At 60.6% G+C, this 21,052-nt stretch carries 9 protein-coding genes; all 9 read right to left on the bottom strand.

The window, feature by feature from the left end:
* Positions 1-45: 45 nt before the first annotated feature.
* Complete coding sequence (locus tag ACZ5LB_RS01745; protein ID WP_464604444.1) at positions 46-3,378, bottom strand: AAA domain-containing protein; 3,333 nt, start codon at positions 3,376-3,378, stop codon at positions 46-48.
* 32 nt (positions 3,379-3,410) lie between these two features.
* Positions 3,411-4,340 carry a hypothetical protein gene (locus tag ACZ5LB_RS01740; protein ID WP_464604443.1) on the bottom strand — a complete coding sequence of 310 codons (930 nt, stop codon included), beginning with the start codon at positions 4,338-4,340 and terminating at the stop codon, positions 3,411-3,413.
* A 74-nt stretch (positions 4,341-4,414) separates the two neighbouring features.
* Positions 4,415-5,194 (bottom strand): HhH-GDP family DNA glycosylase, encoded by a 780-nt coding sequence (locus ACZ5LB_RS01735; RefSeq protein ID WP_464604442.1) that lies wholly within the window; start codon positions 5,192-5,194, stop codon positions 4,415-4,417.
* 13 nt (positions 5,195-5,207) lie between these two features.
* Positions 5,208-9,170: an Eco57I restriction-modification methylase domain-containing protein gene (locus ACZ5LB_RS01730; RefSeq protein ID WP_464604441.1), complete on the bottom strand. Its 3,963-nt coding sequence runs from the start codon at positions 9,168-9,170 to the stop codon at positions 5,208-5,210.
* A gap of 2 nt (positions 9,171-9,172) precedes the next feature.
* On the bottom strand, positions 9,173-12,022 hold the full coding sequence (locus tag ACZ5LB_RS01725; protein ID WP_464604440.1) for a helicase-related protein: 2,850 nt from the start codon (positions 12,020-12,022) through the stop codon (positions 9,173-9,175).
* A complete protein-coding gene (locus ACZ5LB_RS01720; RefSeq protein WP_464604439.1) occupies positions 12,019-17,112 on the bottom strand; it encodes a DEAD/DEAH box helicase in 5,094 nt (1,697 codons plus the stop codon). Before ACZ5LB_RS01720 ends, ACZ5LB_RS01725 begins: the two co-directional genes overlap by 4 nt.
* 727 nt (positions 17,113-17,839) lie before the next feature.
* Complete coding sequence (locus tag ACZ5LB_RS01715) at positions 17,840-19,063, bottom strand: CpaF family protein (protein WP_464604438.1); 1,224 nt, start codon at positions 19,061-19,063, stop codon at positions 17,840-17,842.
* Entirely contained in the window at positions 19,044-19,385 is a 342-nt protein-coding gene (locus tag ACZ5LB_RS01710; RefSeq protein WP_464604437.1) for a hypothetical protein, read from the bottom strand. The genes ACZ5LB_RS01715 and ACZ5LB_RS01710 overlap by 20 nt, the downstream gene beginning before the upstream one ends.
* 272 nt (positions 19,386-19,657) lie before the next feature.
* Positions 19,658-21,049, bottom strand: coding sequence for a TraB/TrbI/VirB10 family type IV secretion system protein (locus ACZ5LB_RS01705; RefSeq protein ID WP_464604436.1), 1,392 nt, complete (start codon positions 21,047-21,049; stop codon positions 19,658-19,660).
* Positions 21,050-21,052: the final 3 nt, after the last annotated feature.

Raw genomic sequence — 21,052 nt, 5'->3', positions numbered from 1 at the left:
TTACCACCCCGCTGTTGGTGAGACTGAGTCCCCGATATGCCGAAATCATTTCACCCACTGCTGAACCCGCTCTATACACTTCGGCATGTGGTCCCGTAGTTCATAGACCCAGAACCGCATGACATCCCATCCAAGCTCAATCATCCGCATGTTGCGCATCTGGTCCCGCCGGAGCAATTCCCCATTCCAAGCCCTGTGGTAGCGTTCACCGTCAACCTCGATGTTCAGGCGCCGGCCTTTGTGGATGAGCGCGAAATCGAGGGTGTATTTCTCCACATCGAACTGAGGGATGGGCCGAAGACCGGCCTGGTATAGCTCTTGGTAGAACACCCGCTCCCAGTCGGAAACCAGTTCTGGGCGGGTCACCCTCGGGTATTCGGGGCCAAGATCCTCATCATGCGGGCGTGGACTCGGTTCGGGCGCCTCGGCAGCCGTAATCCCGTCGACGAAACCAACGAACTTCGCCAGATAGTCCACGCCCTCGGAAACGGCTGCCTTGCGGTCTCCGACCACGACCAAGGCCGCCCTCGCCCGTGTCACCGCGACGTTGAACAAGTTGCCGTTGCTTGAAAGGAAGCCAATGGCTCCCTTCGGAGAGCCCTTGGATATCACAGGGGAGAAGAGCATCACGTCGCACTCGTCCCCTTGGAAGCGATGGACGGTATCGATCAGCAGGCCACTGTTGAGCAGACGCGTGCTTTGTGGGTGGTTGTGGACGATGTCCCGCAGACGGTGTACCTGGGCCCTGAACGGCGTGACCACCCCCACGCTGCCCTGGTAGCCCTGGTGGACAATAATCCGCTCCAGTTCCCGGACGACCGCCTTGGCTTCCTCTTCGTTCATGGCGCTGCTGCCGCCAGGTCTGGTTACATCCCCTTCTACGTGGATCCAGCGCACCGCCGGCTTGTCCCGTTCCGGGCTCTTCAAGTGGTCGTAGCGCGTGGCCACACGGAGGTCCCCACCGTAGAAGTACTGGTTGGAGAACGTGATGATGTGCGCGTGGGACCGGTGATGGTCCTTCAGCATCACCTGGTCTTCCAGGACCATCGGGCATGCCAGATCAAAGGCGGAATTGGAGGAATACCCCCATCCGGGATGGCTCGTAAATAGGTCGAAGCGCGTGAGCAATTCAACGTCGCGCTTGATTGGGATGGCGCTGATGTGCTTGAGCTGCTTCGGATCCCCGATGATGACCACCGACTTGGCCCGGTAAAGGAGTGGGAGCAGGGAGGCGATGTCGCACTGACTTGCCTCGTCTACGACCAGCAGGTCGAAAAAGCCAGGGTCAAAGGGCACACGCCCACGCGCCGACAGGGAAGTCACGGCCCAGCATGGGAGCTGGTTCAACAGCTTAGGATACAGGCGGTAGTACTGCGAGAATACTTCCCGTCCGGCCGAGGTCCCATTTTCATCCGATTGGGAAAGCAGTCGGAGGACGGAGCAGAAGTCCCCGAGGGTCTTGCGGTCCTCCGCAGAAAGGCGAGACGGTGCAAGCCGGAGCCAAGCCTCCCATACCCGGCGGGAATAGTCCGGCACTCGCCCGAGCCTATCGGCCAGTTCACGGCTCAGGTCCTCAAGCCGCTCGCCCGTCATCAGGGTTTTCAGGAGTTCCTGATAACGCATCGCCTTTGTCATGAGCGGGATTCGAGCTTGCAACCCTGACGCCGCCTGTAGCCAATCGGGAACGGATGCCTCCTCCGCGACGGTGGTAGGGCATGGGACCTCGGCAGCACGGAGGCTCGGGCCCGCCGCCTCGGCAACCTGGCGCAATGACTCCAGGCGACCGGGGACAATCCACCTCCAGAACAGCCGGTGGACCCAAGCCTGGTGCATCCTGGAGGCCCCGCGGGCAGCGGCTTCCAATTGCCCTGCTGTAGTGCCTAGCTTGGCCATGTCGATGGATGGAACCCGCGCAAACAGGTCATCCCCAAGCTCCTGGCGGATGGGCTCAATCTCGCTCTCCGCCTTATCCACCTGGTTCCGAATGTCGATCACCTGCTCGGACCTGCGTTGAAGATCCTGTATTTGTCCACTGACCCTCAGATAGTCACGCTGGGCTTCCTCGTATGTGAATCGCTCGTGGTCGCTGGCCTTTCCGGCCAGCAACCCGGTCATGTATTCCAGGAGGTTTGCCTGGTGTTGCCCCCTGCCGAGTCTCAAAAGAATGGGGCGCGGCCCAAGGCTGTTCACACGGGTCTCTACCACGTCGACAGCCTTGTTGTTCTTGCTGGCGAAGATGACGGTTCGCCCGCTATGGGCTGCGTTGATGAGGATCGAGGAGACGACCTGGGATTTGCCGGTCCCTGGTGGGCCCGTGATAACGGTCAGAGGGCGGGTCAGGGCCTTTTCAACGGCCTCCTTCTGCTCGGAATTCAGGGGCAGTGGCTCCAGGAGCACCCCCTTGGCTGGGGGAGGTGCCTGGTAGGCAGAGAAGTCTCTGCTGAGCCAGGCTCCGAGAGCGGTCCGGCGAAGATCGGATTCAGACACCTGCTGAAGCTTCACCAGTTCCTGTTCAAGCCCCTTTGTGAAGGGCGAGCGTTCGCAGCCCAACAGGATGGCCCGGTTGTAGATCCCCTCCTTGGCGATATCTGCCAAGGGTTGCCCACTCGATAGATGGCCGGGATCAGGGATCTCGCTCCAGTCCCACTCCGGGCAGATCTCGCCATGCATCCGGAGCATCAGGTCATCGAGTTCCGGCATTCCAGTGCCCGTCAGCCCAAGTTCTTCCGCGATCCTGGCCGATTCCTCCATGATGGCCTGCTCGCCACCCATGGCGTGGCGGCCAAGGACCTTTGCATTCAAGATCGGTGGCTCTTCGGTCATTTCCGGATCGCCGTTCTTGGCCCCCTGCTCGTCCAATTCGAAGAGGAAGACCGGTTCGACCATGAACCCTTCCCACCCCTTCTTAGACACCATCTTCCGGAGACGGATGGGGTAGCCAACAAAGGGAACCCGGCGCGTGGTGTCGCGCTGCAGCCCTCGCAGGAACCTGTCCACGCCCGGGAGGGCGGCAAACGCCTGACCACCGTTCTGACCTGGGAATTCCGAAAGCTCGATGTAATCAGGTGTGTATTTGGACTTCGCGAATAGGCTCACCCCTCCCTGGTCATCGAGGCTGAGACACTGGAGGTAGTATCGGCACAGCCGGGATAGAGGGGTGTCGGGCGAATTGCCGGAGGTGTTGCGCGGTGAGCCCTTGGAAAGGGACCCCGGAAACCAGCGGTAGTTCGTGTCCTGATAGACCTTCCCGGCCGATTTCAGTTTGTAGAGTTCGCTGTTGACGAGGGATTTGTCGAGGGAGAGGAGGGCACCCAGTTCCCGACCGGTCTTGCCAGGGGTCGAACTCAGTTGCTGGAGGATCAGGTCGGAAGTCTTCATGCACCACCATCGGGAAAGTCGTCGGCAGGAGGCTATGCCAGGTCGTAGGCCTCTTTCAGGATCTCCTTCACCAGGGAGTGGCTGACCTTGTCCTGAGGAATAGCAAAGGCGATCGGATTGGCGCCGGCGTTGTATTTGTAGGTCCAGGAGGGTGACTCCATGCCGGCCTCCTGAAGGCGAGCTGCCACGCGGGTGAAGAAATCGCTGGGCGCATCGTTGGAACCACCCTCACTGCCGGGAAGGTACACGTAGACGCCATTGGCCCTGGGCCACATGGGGAGCCAGCAGCGGCGCCCCTTCTTGAGGGATACGTAACTCTGCGCCGTGTAATCCACGCGGGAGGGACCCGCGCCCTCGTCGCAGAACCGGGCGATGGCATCCACGGTGGCAAGGAAGGCTGGACTTCCTTTCGATTCCCACCAGGATCGATCTCGGGGTTGTCCCACTTCTCCCTCTGATATGGGTGCGATCCCGCGATCACCTGCATCGAGCACTAGGTCGTCCGGCTGGGCCACAATCGCGGCCTCGACAAGAGCCAGGTCGGCATCGTGCTGGAGCCTCCGTGTTTGGATCTCGATCCCAATGAAGGGCAGGAACTGGGGAAGTGTCTCTATCACCGTCTTGTAGCGACCAGACAAATCCTCTGCGACCAGGACGGCGACATGCTTGGCATTGGGATTCTTGGCACGCTCCCGGGCCCAGTAGTCCAAGACACGGAATCCGTGGTCCGAGTCGCACTCACCGAGCATGACCTCGATTTCGTAGTAGGTGTCTGAGTCGCCCCGGTACCCCAACAGGTCAAGGCGCCCACCCTGATTGCGGTAATGAATTAACTCGGAGTGCTTCACTAAGATGTCACCAAGACCAAGGCGGGATGGCTTCTCCTTAATCCAACCATGGAGCCAGGCCTCATCCTTGCCTAGGGTGCGGAGCGTCGTGATAGTGGATTCCACAATTTCCATGAGCGACATCTCCTGGCGTTATGCCCGTTGAACCAGTTTGGTTGCTATAGACCAGCGCATATTCACCCAGGCGTTCAGACAAATAGACTTTTAGCAGTCATGAGCGCCCAGGCGTCCGACGCCACCTTGGGACCGATACCTTTGATCCGAACGAGTAAGGCTTCTGCCTGCTTTTGTTCTGCTCGGAAAACCAAGTCATTCAGGGAATCTAACTCCCGGTTGGCGATGGCCTTCATGAGGCTGATCAGGCGTCCCGCCATCATCTCCGCGAGCATCCCCCGGTGATAGCCAGCTAGGTGGAGGCTAGCCATGACCTCCGCGATGTCAGCTTTAATGATATTGGGCGGATCCAGAAGCCCCACCTTTCGGAAGGCCGGCAGCAACCCACACACCCTTTCTACGCCATAGGCATTCACGGCCATGATGGCCGCCACCAGGGCCGCCACATGATCGGGGTGCAGGCCTGGGCCCGACGCGGGTGTTAGGGCTCCAGTTGGTTGAGGATAGAGGATTGAATCCACAAGCCCGTATGCGATAGAACGATCCGGGCCAAACAAGGCATCCCCTAAGACTTCCGTCCGACCTTCGCCCATCAGCGAAATGGACAATAAGCGAATCTCGCCGTATAGGTTCCGGATAAGGCCTTCACCATCTACCTGCACATACACGCCGACAACAATCCTGTCGCTATGGCCGGACTCGGTGGCCGTTTTGAAGGTCCCCAGCCAGGTTTCGGCTCTGTTCACGCTGCGCTTGGTGAAACCGGCACGTTTGGCTTTCTTCCGATCCATTTGCCGACCGAGATAGCGCACCGGGTCGAGGGGTTCAGCCAAGAAGGGGTTATCGTCGGGCATGTACAGGTTCCTTTCAACTTGTAATCTTTGGAGGATGACAGCACCGAGTATCGGCAGGAGGCGGGTCGAGGGGGGAGGCATATGGCCGGCCAGAGCCGATTGCCTCAGTCAAGCCTCGAAACGCTCTACAAGTCTCCTCTTCCGTGCGGGATCGCCCCCAGACCGCTAGATCCCTGCGTGCCACCTTCTCGAGAGTCCTAATGATGAATTGAACGTCATCTTCGGAAAGACCAAAGAGGTGGAAGATCGCAGCGTCAATCTCAGCCCGTAGGATCAATCTCCGCTCCTCATCCCATATAAAAGCACAGCCGGCGACCCCCAGGTCGCGTGCTAAGCCCTCGAGAGAATACGAAGTGCAGGACAATTCCGCCACACGCCGACACAGCCAATCGGTGACGCACGAGCCATGATCCCACTTACACAGTTCCCGCAAAGCATCAGGCGTGGGGGCAGGTAACTGCTTCACAAGGAAATAAGTGAGGTGCAGCCCTTGCATCTTTTGGCGCAGGAGATACTCGACGAGGAGGGAGTTCATGAACCCAGCGAATGCCGCGTAAGCCGGGGGCGTTGCCAAGCCCAAGGACACGAGAGGGAACGGATGCCCAACCCCCTGCCTAGGAATGAAGGCGAATGCGGAGAGGCGAGTGCTTGTGATGCCCGTAACGTCCTTGAACCCGAGCAACCACTCAGGGAGCCATTTATCTAAACGAGCGTTAACCTCGCTTTCCTTGACCCAATAAGCCGCCGTGACCTCGTACGAGGGATCGAGTAGATCCTCCGAACTTGTGCTTTCCTTCGAGATTTTCCGGAATTGGTGCCCACTCATACCGACGGATGCAGCACGGTGGTGGTACTGCGCAGCCATCTTTGCGTCGAAAAGTGGTAGATAACCCGCTCCACGAAATGCCTCGTCTGTACCTTCGGGAATCAACTCTCGAATTCGCTCTTCGGAAATCAGGAATCCGGCCGCCGAATCCGAAGCCATGTCGAACATGCGAAGAAAACTCAGTCCCCAAGGATTCCCTTGCTCACCCTTTGCGTCGTCCTTCAGCAGGGGATGAGCCCTATAGATAGCTTTCGTCAGCTTTGCCTCGGCGGAACTGCGAAACACCGGGATGGTTCGTGTGTTTGGATTGAGCAGGTTTATGTCTTCAGCAGAGAGGACCACGCGGGTATCGAGATTTTCTAACTGCCTCGGATTGGTGAGGAAGAATGCGTAGTCACAATCTGTATCTATTGGGCTTCCCGCAATTGTCATCAACACGAAATGCTGGTGGGGACGAACCGCAGGGAACAGCCTCTCTGAATTATCAAAATCGTATGCTGAAACAAGAACCCCACGCCGAACGACCTCTTGAGGGAACATCTTTGTGGTGTCATCTGTAAGCACGGAAGTGGGTACGACCACTCCCATTCTGCCGGCCGGCGCAATCAGTCGATAACCGAGTTCGGCGAACACTGACGATGTGTTCACATCCCCCCCGCCACAGAGTGGATACCGCCCGCAATGCTTGAGAAATTGGGAAATCGACCCGGAATAGCGCCGGGCGTGTTCCCATCTCCGAAGAAGGGTCGGATCTTGGTGAGCCAGATCACCGATCAACGCGGCACGAGCCTCCTTGTTTGGGGCCTCCACTATGTCCGGACGAAATGTGGCGAAGAATTCCTGTTCCTGTAGTTTCACCCGCTCCCAAGGGGGATTTCCCAATATGCAATCAAAACCGCCTTTGGCGAAAACCTCCGGGAAGGCTAGATGCCAATGGAAAAACTGAAAACTCCTCGTGAGTGTGTCTACATCCTCAGCAAGGGAAGGGGGAAGATTGGCCCCGGATCCTAATGCGTTGAGATGCTCTTGGGTAAGTCCGTAGGGTGGGGCATTGCGCTGCCCTTTGCCGGCATTCTTCTGAATGACAAAAGCAGCACACCAAGCATCTGCAAGCCGTTTTTTCTGTTGAAATTCCATTGTTTGCTCGTGGCGGCGAAGCGTGAGCTCCTTGATCTGGATGTCCTCTGGGCGGTCATCGGGAAGCGCATCCAAGGCAGCTGCGGTTTGTTGAAGCAGGGCCTGGGTCTGGGCGTCTTGTTGGGCGAACAACGGGCCTAGCCCAGAGCGGACGCCTTGATTCAGCCGACGCAGGGCTGTGCAAGCGACTTGGTCATCGCCCTCAATCGGCGTAAAGGCCCCGTCCGGAAGGCCTGCGGCAATCAACTCTGGAGTGGCACCGAGAAGGCTGTTACCCACGCGGACATGATGGTCGAGGAATGAGAGCGGCTTGCCCGGTTCCAGTGCGTCCAGCCAAAGGCTGACCTTGCAAAGCTCGACGGCCATGGGGTTTAGGTCGACACCATACACACAATGGCCAATTACATCCCGAAGCGCGGTACGAATGCTCTCGGGGCTGGGGGCTTCTTCTCGGGTTCGCACGGATGCAAGGCGATTCGCGATCCGGTGAGCCGCGGCAATGATGAAATGTCCGCTGCCGCAAGCAGGGTCGCAGACCTTGATGGCCAAGATCGCCTTTTCAGGATCGGGCATGGCACTGGCACTGGCGATCACAGGATCCAAGGCAGAATCCAGCAGGCACTGAATCAGGCTATCCGGCGTGTAGTAGCTACCTGTGGTCTTCCGCTCATTTCCGCTAGCGGTGAGAAGCTGGAAGGTCCCAGGATCCGTGGTGATTACCGGATGAAGCTCCAGCAGACTCTCATATACGCTGCCAAGTTCCTCTGACCCTAGGTTCCGGAAGTCCACCAAACGAAGGCTGCGCACGTCCCGTGTGAGGGCGAGATGCCGGAGAGCGTCCAGCAGTGCTTCGTTGCGTATCTCGGCGGTCTGGAGATCCGGAAGAGCCTCAGGACTGAACAAAAAGCTGCCCAAGGCAGGCAGAGCAAGGGCCGGGCAGCCATCATCACGACCAAGCATCCCCAAGACCAGCCGCAAGCCCTGGTACAGGTCGTGGTGACGCGTTCCGCGATGGCGTTCCGCCAGCCGCCGGAGGCGCTGCCCGCTGTAGTGCTTCTGATAGAGGCACCTTGCATCTGCAGTGGCATTGGGATCCAGCAGCAGGCCCCGGTCCTCTGCCACGAATAGAAAGATCAGGCGGTAAACGAGCCGCAGGAGCTGCCGGTAGTAATCCTGCTTGTCGAGAGCCCCACTTTGGAGACGTTCCGTTAGAGCCTGGTTATTGGGGTGGGCAATAAATCCTTGCCCCAGGGACTCAATGGCTTGCTCAACCCCTCTCCGAAGTTGGTCGAGGGCACGACGCCCAGTCTCCTGGGCTTCTTTGGTCCATTTTTCCAACCAGCAGTGCTCTGGCTTATCTCCTTCCAGACGCGACCTATGACAGAGGAGCCAGAAAAGCCTGAAGTCAGCGAAAGCTTCGCTGTCCAGAATGCCCTCCAGGTCGAATTCCACGAATGCCTGACGGGTCAGGCTGACGTTGTCGCGCAGAACCCGAAGCCTAAGCCCATTGGAAACATAGGCCCAGAGGTGCGCCTCCGAGCGATTGAGCAACTCCTGCACAAGGCTGTGGGGGCTTGCCTTTCGGGTTCCGGTGAGGGTCGAACGAGTGTCCAGATCCGCCTTGAAACTCACCAGGTGGATGGGAACATGAGCCCAGATATGAGAAATGGGGTAGACCTTCTCTTCGATGGTTATGGCAGCAGTAGGCGGGAGGTTGCGGTCGAATCCCAGTTCCTGCAGGACCACTTGGAGCCACCTGCGTGTGAGTGAAGTCCCTGTGTCGGCCTCGGGCAGGACTGCACGCTGCTTTTGGAAGGTGCCCCAAAGGGATTGGAGCCGGGTCCAGGCTCGATTAATGGCATCGCTGGGCGTTTCGCCCAGGGTAAGTCCATAGTCGTCGGGCTTCAGGCCTGCGAGATCGTTTGCATCCGCAATGCGCTGGAGCAGATCGGATGGCAGAAGGCTTCCCTCGGTGCGGACAAAGGGGAAAAGATGCTTGGCGCGGGTCTGCATGGTTACACCCCCGCAGGGAGGAAGACGTAAAGCCCGAGAACGTCCGGGGGCAACTGGGGCTCGATACGATAGCGGCCTTTGGCCTTTGATGCTTCGCGAACCCGCGTATGTGCCTCCAGGAGCTTGGTACCCCGCTGACGGGCGATCTCATCCAATTGCGGCTGAATCAGTTCAAATCCTTCCGTGACCTGCCGGATGCGCGCCTGGGCAAGTTCCAGGGGTAGATTGGCATCCGGTTCGACCTTCAGAAGCCCTTCTGCCTCTTCCTCGGTAAGCCACTGGGCATTGGCTGGGCTCCCCCTGAAGGCCGCCAGGGCAGCGTCCTCGGCCAGAAGGGGAACATCCTTACCCTCTCGGGTGACGATGATGTGATACCGGAGGCGCAACAGCAGCAGCGTCGTGCGGGTCTCCACGGCACGCGTGCCGATGGCCCCGCAACGTTTCGCGATGCCATTCCCAAAGGTATCCAGGGAACTGTCCAGAACGTGGGATGCGAGCGATTCTACGAGAGGATGCGTGCGGGTCAGGAGGACTTCGGAATCCCTCGCAGGCAGGTCGAAGCGTACGGCAAGCGTGTCCATTTCTGCTCCCAGGAGGCTCTTGAGGCTCCTGGGTAGTTCCTTCACATGAATGTCCAGGCGTCTTCCTTCCACTAGGTGGGCGCCCAGCCCCTGGAAGGCCCCCTTGACGAAGGCCTCCACATCAACCCCTGAACCCATTGCCTCGCGGGAGGCTTGAAGCTCCTGCCGCACTTCCTCCACCTTGATTCCATGCTGGGCGAAGATCGTACGGGAGGCCTTCTCCCGGTCAGAAGCCTGGTCCCACTTCTCATGGACGGCATCGCGCTGAGGCTGGAAATACTCCTCAAAGCCTGGGAGAAGCTGCGCCTGTGAAGCGCCCGCATCATGGCCTCGAAGCAGGAGCCCTTCGAAGACGGCCTCAATCACATCCTCGCTGCTCACAGGAACGGGCACGGAGATGCCAAGCGAGCTGCGAATGGCCCGATGCTTGCGCAGGAGCACGTCCAGGACAATACCGTCGATCTGATTGTCCCGGCCATAGAGGGTAAGAACCCGGATCTCAGGTTTCGGCTGCCCATATCGGTCCACCCGGCCCTCACGTTGTTCGTGCCGGGTGGGATTCCAACTCAGGTCGTAGTGGATCACCGCGTCGAAGTGCTCCTGGAGGTTGATGCCTTCCGACAGGCAATCCGTGGCGACGAGAATGCGCCTTGCCTGGCTGCCCAATTCCTCGATCCGCACTAACCGTTCGGAAGGCGGAAGCAATCCGGTCACGGCCTCAATGCTTAGGTCCTTTTCCTTCTGGAACTCCTTTCGAAGGGCCTTCATCAGGTAATCTGCGGTGGGAATGAAGCGACAGAAGACGATGGGATTGAAACCGTCAGCCAGGAGCTTGCGCAAATGCTCCGTTAGCACGATGAGCTTGCGATCCTTTGCGCCATCCAGGGCGCTGGCGAGTTTGGCAAGGCTCCTCAACCGGTTGCGAACCGACGGATCCGAGCCCTCTCCATCGTCCAGGTCACTGCCCGGAGCGACATCAGTGCCTTCCAGCACTTCGTCGTCCGTTAGGTCCATGATCTGGCGCCGGCCGAGTTCATTCGTCTCCGTCTCAGAGCCAGCCTCCGCGCCAACGGCCCGGTTCTGCAAGGTCTCCACAGCCGCCGCAGGGCTGGACGCCAGGGATCGCAGAAGGGCCAGAGCCGACCACCAACGCACCCGTTTCCTCTGCTGGCTTCCACTGGTGTCTTGGACACTTTCCCTTGCGTAGGCGAGTACGGCCTCAAAGAACGCCTTGTATTCGGGATGCAGGACGTAACTGACTTCCTCGGCCCCATCAGGGCCGGCCCCTTTTCGCTCTGGGAAGACCGTTTCCGCATCCAGATACTTTCGGATATCACCTCGCTTGCGCTGGACCAGGTGGAGGGCGAGGCGCTCGCGGTGGGCCCGGTTCTGCTCACCAGCAAGCGAGGCTGGCAACTCGCGGAATCCTGGGTTGAGGAGGCTCAAAAGCGACCGGAAAGCATCCTCATCCCCGCTGTGGGGGGTCGCAGTGACCAGGATGAGATGCCGGTTGGCATCCTGGGCCAGCCGCTGAAGAAGATGGTGCCGCTTGTGCTGGGAACCATTCGCTTTTCCGCCGGAAGCGCTTGCATGCGCCTCATCGACGATCACCAATTCCGGGCATGACCGCACGAAGTCATCCCGGCGTTTGTCGGCCTTGATGAAATCCAGGGAGACGATGACGAAGGGGTAATGGTCGAAGAGGGATTCACCTCCCCGGAGGTTGCGCTCCAGTCGGCCTGCGGTGCTGGCCAGAACCAGTTCCGCATCAATGTGGAACTTCTCGGAGAGTTCCCGTTGCCATTGTTCGGCCAGGTGGGGTGGGCAGAGGATGGCCATCCTCTGCACCTCCCCACGGTCCAGGAGTTCGCGGGCGATCAGGCCCGCCTCTACGGTCTTGCCGATGCCGACGTCATCGGCGATGAGCATGCGGACTGGGTCCAGCTTGAGGGCCATCAACAGAGGCACGAGCTGGTAGGGACGGGGCTCGACGTTCAGACGCCCAAAGGACCGGAAGGGCCCGGCGCTTGAGCGGAAACCGAGGCGCAGGGCATCCCTCAGCAACCTGCAGGAATGGTGATCGCCAGGCTTGGCTGGATCAGGCAGGCCAAAGGTGGCCGAAATGACCTTTTCCAGGGGCAGGTAGATGCCAGTCGTCTCAGCATCACTTCCGCCCAGGGGGCGGAGCACCAGCAACTCCTCCGTGCTTTCGGGGAGCACCACCCACTCCCGGTCCCTGGCCCGGACCAACGATCCAGCGCTGAACGTCATGCCTTGACTCCGAAAACAGTGGGATACCGGGCCACGACGGCGTTCCAGTCTTCTCGATGGTGGAAACGGATCAACAAGTATCCGCGGTCCTCCATCGCCTCGGTTTGAGCCAGGTCGCGGTCTTTCCGGTTGGGGTAGTCGTGGACGGGCCCGTCCACATACACCGCAGCCTGACAGTCGTCATAGATGAAATCGGGGCGCGTCCCACAGGGTTCGATCAGGAACTGAGCCCGCGTCGGGAGGCGGAGGTTCCTTTCTGCCAGGAAATCCAGCCAGGCACGCTCCAGGTCGCTGTCACAGGCCTTGCGCAACCCCGTGAGATGTTCCTCTCGGGATCGGTCACTGGAACTGACCTCCAGTCGACCGGCAGCCATGTCCATCAGGAAGTCGCGGATCTCCTGGCGGTCCAGGTCCTCGTGGTCCCATTGGTTGCCATAGGACATTAAGCAGTCGTAACAGGCGGCATCACAGTCTTCAGTGGCGTGGGGCGCCCGCTTCAGGTCCGCGCCGGTGTCGTGATCGAAGTGGCAGATGTCCAAAGCAGTCCTGGCGACGTCCTTCCATGCATCGGGCCCATCCAGGAGGCGGCGCAGGGCCCCGGCCCCGCCTTCGGCGGATTCATAAAAGAGCAGGAGGTTCCTCAGCTTCTTGGTCGGAAGAGGCTCGGCGGACAGTTCGCCTTCCTCAAGCTGGAAGCAGACCTGGATGGCGCTCTTGAGGGCCGCCTGGAGGCTGGGCATGAACTTGGGTGAACCCGTCCGACCAGGGATGAAGATCAAGCAGTTGCGCCGGTCCTCCACATAGGGAACCACCCGCTGCACCTTCTTCGAGAGTTCGTCCACCTCCAGGGCATCTTCTTCCTCGTCCTTTTTTGTCGCCCAGAAGCCCCGTTCCATATCCAGCACGAAGCCTGGTTGTTCGTCCGTTTTCCGGCGACGGAGGCCGAGGTTCACGCGCCAGAGGGTGGCAGCATCCCCGTATTGCATATCGGCGACATGTCCGTGCTCGCCAGCCATGGTTGCGGAACGGGGACTGGGCTTGCCATCTCTGGTCTCGAACCGAACTCCGGTCTGGATCTCATACCCCTGGCGAAGCCTTTCCTCTTCGTCGGAGCTGATGCGGTCCCGGCGCTTGGTGCTGACGTTTTGAAGCCGGAACAGGTTCCGTCTTTCGGCAGGCAACTGGGATTCGCAGCGTTCACAGACGTTGGGTCCAGGTTGATCCCCTTCGATGGGATGGAGGTAGCCACACACTTCGCACTGCTTCGCCCGATGGAGGATGGGGCCCTGTTCCACCGGGAGGAGCACCTTGTTGATCACGTAACGCGAACCCTCGTGATAGATGATCGAGCGGGGGCCGAACTCCGAAATGGCCAGGAAACGCGGCCGGGAGAGGAATCCTTCCCCCTCCCGAACCTGACGCCGTCCAGGAATGAAGGCGGACAAGGGAAGCCGCGGGAAGTTGTATCCGGGGAGGAATCCTTCGCTGGCGAAATAGCGATAGCTGTAGAAATCGGATTGGGCCAGGCTTTCGGTATCGGTCAGGAGCTTGAGCTGGGCTTCCGCCTCCCTTCGGAGTTGTTTGGCCTTCTCGTGGTCCTGGGGACGGCTGACGTCCTTGATGACTCGCGTCTGGATATCGATCTGCCTGTGCGCGACCCGGAACATCGTCCGCCAGCGTTCGCAGGCGGCCTCGAAGCGCCGTTCGAGCTGCAGAATGACCCCGTCTAGCCAATCCGGCGTGTACCAGCCCGTCTTCTCCAGGTCCCCCCTGAGGGCGTCCAGGATGGCCTTGGCTTTCTGGCGGGTGGCAGCCTTGGGGCCGTCCTTGGCCATGTCGGCCTTGATGTCGGGATGCAGTTCAAGGCTGGGGCTCTCCCCTTCGCAGTCCAGGATGTCGCGAAGGGACTTCTGGAGGTCGATATTGGCCTCGGCAAGCCAGATGGCGTGGATGTGCGCCCGAAGCAGATCCTCGTTGGACAGATCCAGGCGCGGAGCCTCCACCTGGCCGGCCACCATGCGTGTCTGGCGTCGGAAAAAGTACTGGTCGTGGGAACTGCCCGTGGAGCAGTACGAGAACACGAGCGCAGGTTGGCCGCTCCGACCCGCACGCCCGCTACGTTGCGCGTAGTTGGCAGGCGTTGGCGGGATATTCCTCAGGTTCACCACATTGAGGTCGGCGATGTCGACCCCGAGTTCCATGGTCGGGGAACAGTAGAGGACCGGAAGCTTGCCCTCCCGGAACTTGGCTTCCCGCGCTTTTCGTTCTTCGTTCGTGACCTGGGCCGTGTGCTCACGGGCCTCGAACCCCAGAAGCCCCTTGGCACGATCCTGGTAGAAAGCCACGAAGAACGGATTGGTGCGCCTTTCCTCGATATCAGGCAGGGCAGGCATTCTGAGCGGATCGTGGTAGGGCGTCCTACCGTCCCCTGCCCTCCAGATGAGGGCCGAGGCCGGAACCTGGTAACCCGGCACCTGGCCCTCCGCTTTGGGCTCGTCGACGACCTCAACCAAGCCCGCCACCCGGAGGGTCTTCAACAGGTCCCGGATCACGCGTTGGACATCGTCGGTGCTGGGGCGGTGCCCGCCGTTGGGCTCACGCATTTCCCTGCGGATGTACTGTCCGAAGGCACTCCTTGAACCGAAATAGAGCTGGTCCCGGTTCTCCTCGTCTTCGTTCTTGTTGCGCTGGCGCGGATACAGAACACGCGCCGTTTCGAGCTTCTCGTTGTCATCGAGGGCCCAGGGGGCCATCAGTCGCTGGCCACTCCGGGAACGCAAGCCTTCCTGCTGGCGGGAATCCAAAAAGTCCACCTTCAGGGCCAATTCCCGGCGCATGGCATCAAGAAGGACGCGGCACCAGGTTTCGCGGAGAGAGGGATCGAGGGAAGCCAGGAGCGGATGGACCTCCCGCCATTCTCCTTCCTCCTCACACAACTCCCTGAGGGACAGGTAGTCGATGGCCACAAGCCCGCACTGTTCCAAGTTGGGCATCGTGATGCGCCACCCGCGCCGAAGGTCCAGGTACAGGCGGTAGCCCAGGACGTCTCGAAGCGCACGGTCCGTTTCCTGTCTCGCGGCGAACTTCACGCCAGGATCGTTGGCATAAAGGTGGACAGGCAAGGCGAGGGCATCGAAGGTCCGCCCTGTCAGATCGTCATGCCGCAGTCCTTCAGCGCCCTTGGATTGGGCTGCCCGAAGCAGGGCCGACCGGAGCAGGCCGATTTCAACAAAGTCATTGAAGTGGCCTGCTTGAAGGCTCGCATCCTGCCGGTTATCGGTAAACGACAAGAGCTTCCTGGCGGTCGCCGATAGACCCTCGACCGTCTTCAACCCCTGGACAGCGGAAATCGACAGGACGGTGGTCGCGGTGCTGCGTCCTTCTGAGCTGAGCGTAGCCAATTTGGCGAAGTCGCTTCGAGACCGGTGCGTGTAGGCGACACCGCAGTGTGGACAGAACCGGAAGGGCGCCGGATGGAACAGCATGGGCATGCCTTCCGTGCCCATGGCGCCGTTCTCGGAAGCCTTTACCTGGGTTGGCACCCAGGCATCCCGATCCCTGCGCAAGCGCAGGGCACCGTGGTGCTCCTCGGTCCAATCCTCGGGCAGGCACCTGAGCATATCCTCCTGATCTGTCGGCCATCGTTCGGGCAAATGGCACAGGAACCCAGGATCGGCCGGGCCGCCTTCATAGACCATCTCCGAGAGGCCCCGCTGCTTGAAGACCACACTCCCGTTCTCCTGCACGGCCCGGAACACCACATAGGACTCCTGGCCGCATTCACGGCAAAATGCCATGGGGAGCAGAACTTTGGTCCGGTCGGTGCCTGGAACAAACTGCTGAGCCTGCAAGGTGAGATGCCTGGATTCGATCCCCTCCAGGGATGCATACACCGCATCCCCCTTGCTTATGAATTGATGCAGACGGAACGCAAAGGGCTTGAAGCCGGTTTCGGGATTGGACTCGCATTTGTAGCTGTGCAGCAGCCAGCGCCGGATCGCCCTTTGGCACTCGCTGGGCTCACACCCGGTCTGCTCGGAAAGCCTTCGCCCTGCCTGTTCCAGGGTCAAGGGCTGAGCACGTTCCAACCTTTGGGATTCCGGTTCCGGACGCACTCCGAAGGTTTGCTCGATCCATGCGGACAAAGGATCCCGACAGAAGCCATCAAACGTACCAGGTATGTCGAAGGATTCATTGGCTATGCGCTGACGGAGGGCCTGAACGACCATTTCAGGTGCAAGGTCCGGGTCAATGGTGGCTCGCTGTAACGTCTCGCCAATGACATTTTCCGGTGCCACCTTGGTGCCAAAAATCCGGGTCGCCACTTCCGCAACCCGTGTCTGCCGATCGGCAAAGGTGCGACCGCCGCCCATCGTTGCCGAAGTGCCAACCATGAGCATGTTCTCGGACTGAAGCGTCTCCCTCACCCGTCGCAGGAGGAGGGCAACGTCGGAACCCTGCCTCCCCCGGTAGGTGTGAAGCTCGTCCATCACCAGGAAGCGAAGCCCATGGGCCGCCCGGATCAGGCTTCGCCGTTCCTGGGGCCGGGTCAGGATGAGTTCCAGCATTACGTAGTTGGTGAGAAGAATGTCCGGGGGCTTGGCCATGATGGCATCCCGTTCCTGGAGACCTTCCTGTCCGGTGTAGCGCTGGAAGGTTACCGGCTCCTCACCCTCGGGGAAGCCCGCCTTCAAGAACTTCTCCAGTTCACCGGCCTGGCTATTGGCCAAGGCGTTCATCGGGTAGACAACAATCGCCTGGATGCCCCTCCCACTGCCGTGGCGGAGGACATGATCGACAATGGGAACGATGTAGGAGAGGCTCTTGCCGGAGCCCGTTCCGGTGGTCAGGACGTAGTTCTGGTTCCTGGCTGCGGCCCGGATGGCGTCTTCCTGGTGCTGATGCAATCGGAAGGGCTGCCCCGCAGACATCCGGTGCTCGAGGCTCTTCCCCTTAGTAAACACCCGCCGACACATCTCATGGAGTACGCCTTCCTCGACAAGGGTATCAATCCAAAAGCCCGGCTTGAAGTTGGGGTTGAGTTGGATCAATGGGTCCGTCCACAGAGCACCTTTGTGGAGTTCCTCCATTACGTATTCCCTGATTCGGCCATCCTTAATCGCCAGGAATGACTCAACATAATCCCGGTAATCCCGGACCAAAGAATCCCTGTAAGCGAAAATGTCCATTACCGAACCTTTGGCAGTTTGATTGATTATGCCACTATCCATGTATTCCTCATCAGAATAACGCGTAATACACCTATAAATTTGGGGGGTCCGATCTCTAATTTATTTCATGCGGGACTAAGGGATCTCGCGGCTCGACATAGGTACCCATTCTGCACCCTTGTGCCGGTTTCCCTGATCCCTCCTGGCGGAGCCCCCGCGCATGGTTCGCGCTCGGACCTTGCTTTATCAATTGTGGCGAAGTGTCCCAGAAACAAAGGCAACTTCGGCGCCTGGGGTGCCTGGAGCCAAAGGTGTGGCTGAATAAAAAAATGAAACCCCATCGACTTCCAAATAGAGGCCCCGATAGCTATCGGCATGGCCGCTTCGGAAGCTCACAACTGCCCCTAAGTTCATCAGAAACCTAGACATGGTTGAAGCCGCGGAGCATGTACCTGCATCCAGAGGCAGCTCAATCGTCACGGGTATTTTGCGCTGGAGAGCCTGGGCAAGTTCGTTGGCTGCCGGAACGAGGGTAATGGTCTCCGTCTTAACGTAGACGCCCCTCTTGGCACCTCTGATCACGCGTATCAGCGCCTGGTCCCTTCCAGCATGGGAGACGACCAGAGCTTCCGAGGTCGGTCCTTGCCTAACTGCCCACCACGAACCGAGCGCCCCAAGACCCGCCGCAGCGAGCAGCTCCACACATCGGATCCATTTCACCCCGCACCACACCTTCCTGGCCCCTAGGGCCCTTCTCAGGCGCCCCGGGGCTTACCTCGGGCCACTCCAATCCTAGCAATTGAATCGAGGCCAACAGCCTTGCGCTGGGGCGCTCCGGGAACGTCCAGGCCATGGCCCTCGGGTTCCACCGGGCAAGCATCCGGCCTAGAAACCCGACCTCCCCATTGACCCCAATCACCGCGCCGGGCTTGAGCACTTCCATAACTTCCGTGACGCGCCGACGACCGGTTTCCTCATCCAGTGCTTGGTAAAGAACCACATCGATTGCATCCCCAACCATCACCGCTACCGCCTGGCTGGTGAGACCGCCCACCGGAGCCATCTGGGCAAGCAACTGCAACTGCCGAAGTGCAGAGGCGGCATCGTTGCAATGGATGGTCCCAAACCCGCCCCCATGGCCACTACTCAGGGCCCGGAGCAGAAAGAATGCCTCTTCCCCCCGAACCTCCCCCACCACGATCCGGTCTGGGGTCATACGAAGGCAGTTCCGAACCAAATCACCAATCCCTACCGGGTCCACGCCCTCTCTGTAGGGTTCCACAGTCTCCAAGGCCACCCAGTTAGGATTCTGGACCTGCAGTTCCCTGGCATCCTCCACTGTCACCACACGCTCGTGGAGCGGAATCAGTCGGGACAGGGCATTCAGCGTGCTTGTCTTGCCAGCCCCGGTGCCGCCCCCGACGATGATGCTCTTTCGGGCCAGCACCAGGCTCCGGGCCATGGTGGCGATGGCCGGATTGATTGTCTGGTATTCCAGCAGCTTCTCCATCGTCATGGTGTCCCGCGGAAACTTCCGGATGGTCATGCAGGCCTTCTCACAGGCCGGGGGGATGACGATGTTCACACGCTCCCCGCCTGGGAGGCGTCCGTTCAGGACAGGTCGGTCCTGGTTGATGCGCCGCTGGATCACGTCCGAGATTCGGGTGCAGGCTGTCGTGAAGTCCTGTAGGTCTGCCCAGCACACGCCTGGAACCTTCCCATGCCCGCGGATGCCCTCTCCTTTGACCCACACGTCGTCGAACCCGTTCACCTCGATCTCGGTGATGCGCTCGTCCTCAAGGAGTTCCCGGACCGGGTGCAGGGCGCTAAGGAGCGCCGCATCCCACCTCTCAGGGTTTCGCAGGGTCATGTTTGGGTCCTCCGGCGCTGATCTGATCCATGGAGCAGGCACAGGCCAGCGTCCATTCCAGTGCCTGCTTGATAGCCGCCTCGATGGAGGGCTGGGCGATGGAATACCGATAGAGAAGCGTCCCGGTGGGGCTGGCGACCTGCAATTCCAGACAGACCCCCAGTTGCGGTTCGCGGGAGGAGGGAGCGAGAACCGCGCCGACGCAGGCTCCCTTGATGCGGATGGGGGCCGATGGATCAACCTTCCACTGATTGCGGCGGGCAAGAGCTTGGAAGGCCTGGTCCCAGGCTGACTCTGGGATCCCCGCTGCGTCCGGGGTCACGGGCCGGACTCCCATCCAAGCAACCCGCTGTCCGACCCACCGGAAACCCCCAGGCGCAAAGAAGCCCAACGCGGGATTACCCCTCAGCTCCTGGTAATCCCCTACCCCGAAGAACCGGCAAAGGCTCTGCGGCTCGTCACGGGCCTCCCTGGACTGCAGGAAGGGTTCCCTGACCCCCAGCGCTCTCCAGAGGCCCACAGGGCCCTGGGGCGCCTGCGGTCCTGGCACCTGGGCCAGGACCGTCGAACAAATCAGCAGGGGCATTCCTGGCCTCATGGGTGCCCCTTCATCCAGGACCGCTCCCCGGTGGCCATGAAGGGCGTCAGCATCACGTCCTGGGTGAAGTAGACCTTGACCTTGGTCCCCTCACGAATGGTCACAGTCGGCACCACGTTGGCGAAGCGTTGGATGACGGAGTTCGCCACCTGGCTGAAGTTCTGGGAGGTCCGCGCCATCACCAGGTCCCTGGCCGACGGGTTATCCGCTGACTGCGGGCTCTCCACTTTCGCCGCCAGACCGTCAAAGACCCCAAGGGCCACGGCAGCGCCGAATTGGAGCATCAGGTGCTGATTGAGCTTGTCCCGAACCCCCAGGCTGCCCATCTGGTCCATGGCCGGAAAGGCCCGGGAAGGGAAGTAGGCCACCTTTGGCGTCTCCTCCGGCACCCGACGGGGAAAGACGATCTTATGGAAGCGCACATAGAGCCGCGCCTGCTGCAGGGACTGCACCCGGCCGGCGGTCCCGTAGACCTTGGCGCCGGCCGGCACCAGCACCTGCTTGCCGTCCAGGCTCACGAAGTCCCGCGCCACCTGGGCCATCACCGGGGAATCGGCGATGTCGGACTCCACCCGGTTGACGGTCACACAGTCCAGGAACTTGCCCTCGCGGACCGTATCCGCCGGGCCGCTGCCACCGCCGATCCGCATGTCGGCCACCTCGCCTGGCGCCACGGGCTGGCTGGCGGTTTCAGCCGGCATTCTGGTCTGGGTGGCCAGTTCCCCCTCCCCCATGGCCCGTTCAGCCAAAGTGGTGAGCCTTTCCATGGAGCGGGCGCTCGCATCGGCTTGGACCTCCTCCGGCGTCCTGGGTGCGGTATCGCCCCCCTTGCCCTCCCTGTCCGCCCTGCGGCTGGCCCATTTGGCAGCCCGACTGGTGGTATAGCCCAGCATGGAATCCCGGAGGTCCTGCCGGTCCTCCTTCCGGGCCTCCCGGCGCTCGCGGGCCATGTTGGGGTCGGTCTCAGCCACCTCCGATCGCCACGGCTGGCTGGCATCCTCCCGCACGGCCGGGGACGGACCCGGCCGGGATTCCTTCACCGGCTCCAGGGTCACCAGCGGCTGGTTCTCCGGCAGGTCCCGGCCATCCACCTTGGGAGGCAGGTAGTTGCCAAGGGCATCGAACTGATAGCCAGTCCCCACCTCCTCCTGGCGCATCCGCCCTACACCGGATTCCGCCCGATCCCGGGCGGCCTCCGCCTTGGCGGCGATCCGCGCTTCACCAGGCGCCTGCGGGTGTCCTGCATATCTGGGAGCCGGCCGGAAGGCCTTGGTCAGAAGGAACCCCAAGGCCCCCATCCCCACAAGCCCGCCCGTCACCAGGGCCAGAATGCCGCCCTTCCCTGCCAGGATTGCCGATCCAGGTTTGCGCTCGGTCGTAATGCTCATGCC

The sequence above is a fragment of the Mesoterricola sp. MK458 genome (assembly GCF_055384935.1).
The sequence above is the reverse complement of the archived record's forward strand: the minus strand, read 5'-3'. Positions and strand labels throughout refer to the sequence as shown.

What these genes read in the sequence shown, in the direction of transcription:
- ACZ5LB_RS01745 (WP_464604444.1), bottom strand. Translation starts at nt 3,378, where the DNA reads ATGAAGACTTCCGACCTGATCCTCCAGCAACTGAGTTCGACCCCTGGC.
- ACZ5LB_RS01740 (WP_464604443.1), bottom strand. Translation starts at nt 4,340, where the DNA reads ATGGAAATTGTGGAATCCACTATCACGACGCTCCGCACCCTAGGCAAG.
- ACZ5LB_RS01735 (WP_464604442.1), bottom strand. Translation starts at nt 5,194, where the DNA reads ATGCCCGACGATAACCCCTTCTTGGCTGAACCCCTCGACCCGGTGCGC.
- ACZ5LB_RS01730 (WP_464604441.1), bottom strand. Translation starts at nt 9,170, where the DNA reads ATGCAGACCCGCGCCAAGCATCTTTTCCCCTTTGTCCGCACCGAGGGA.
- ACZ5LB_RS01725 (WP_464604440.1), bottom strand. Translation starts at nt 12,022, where the DNA reads ATGACGTTCAGCGCTGGATCGTTGGTCCGGGCCAGGGACCGGGAGTGG.
- ACZ5LB_RS01720 (WP_464604439.1), bottom strand. Translation starts at nt 17,112, where the DNA reads ATGGAGGAACTCCACAAAGGTGCTCTGTGGACGGACCCATTGATCCAA.
- ACZ5LB_RS01715 (WP_464604438.1), bottom strand. Translation starts at nt 19,063, where the DNA reads ATGACCCTGCGAAACCCTGAGAGGTGGGATGCGGCGCTCCTTAGCGCC.
- ACZ5LB_RS01705 (WP_464604436.1), bottom strand. Translation starts at nt 21,049, where the DNA reads ATGAGCATTACGACCGAGCGCAAACCTGGATCGGCAATCCTGGCAGGG.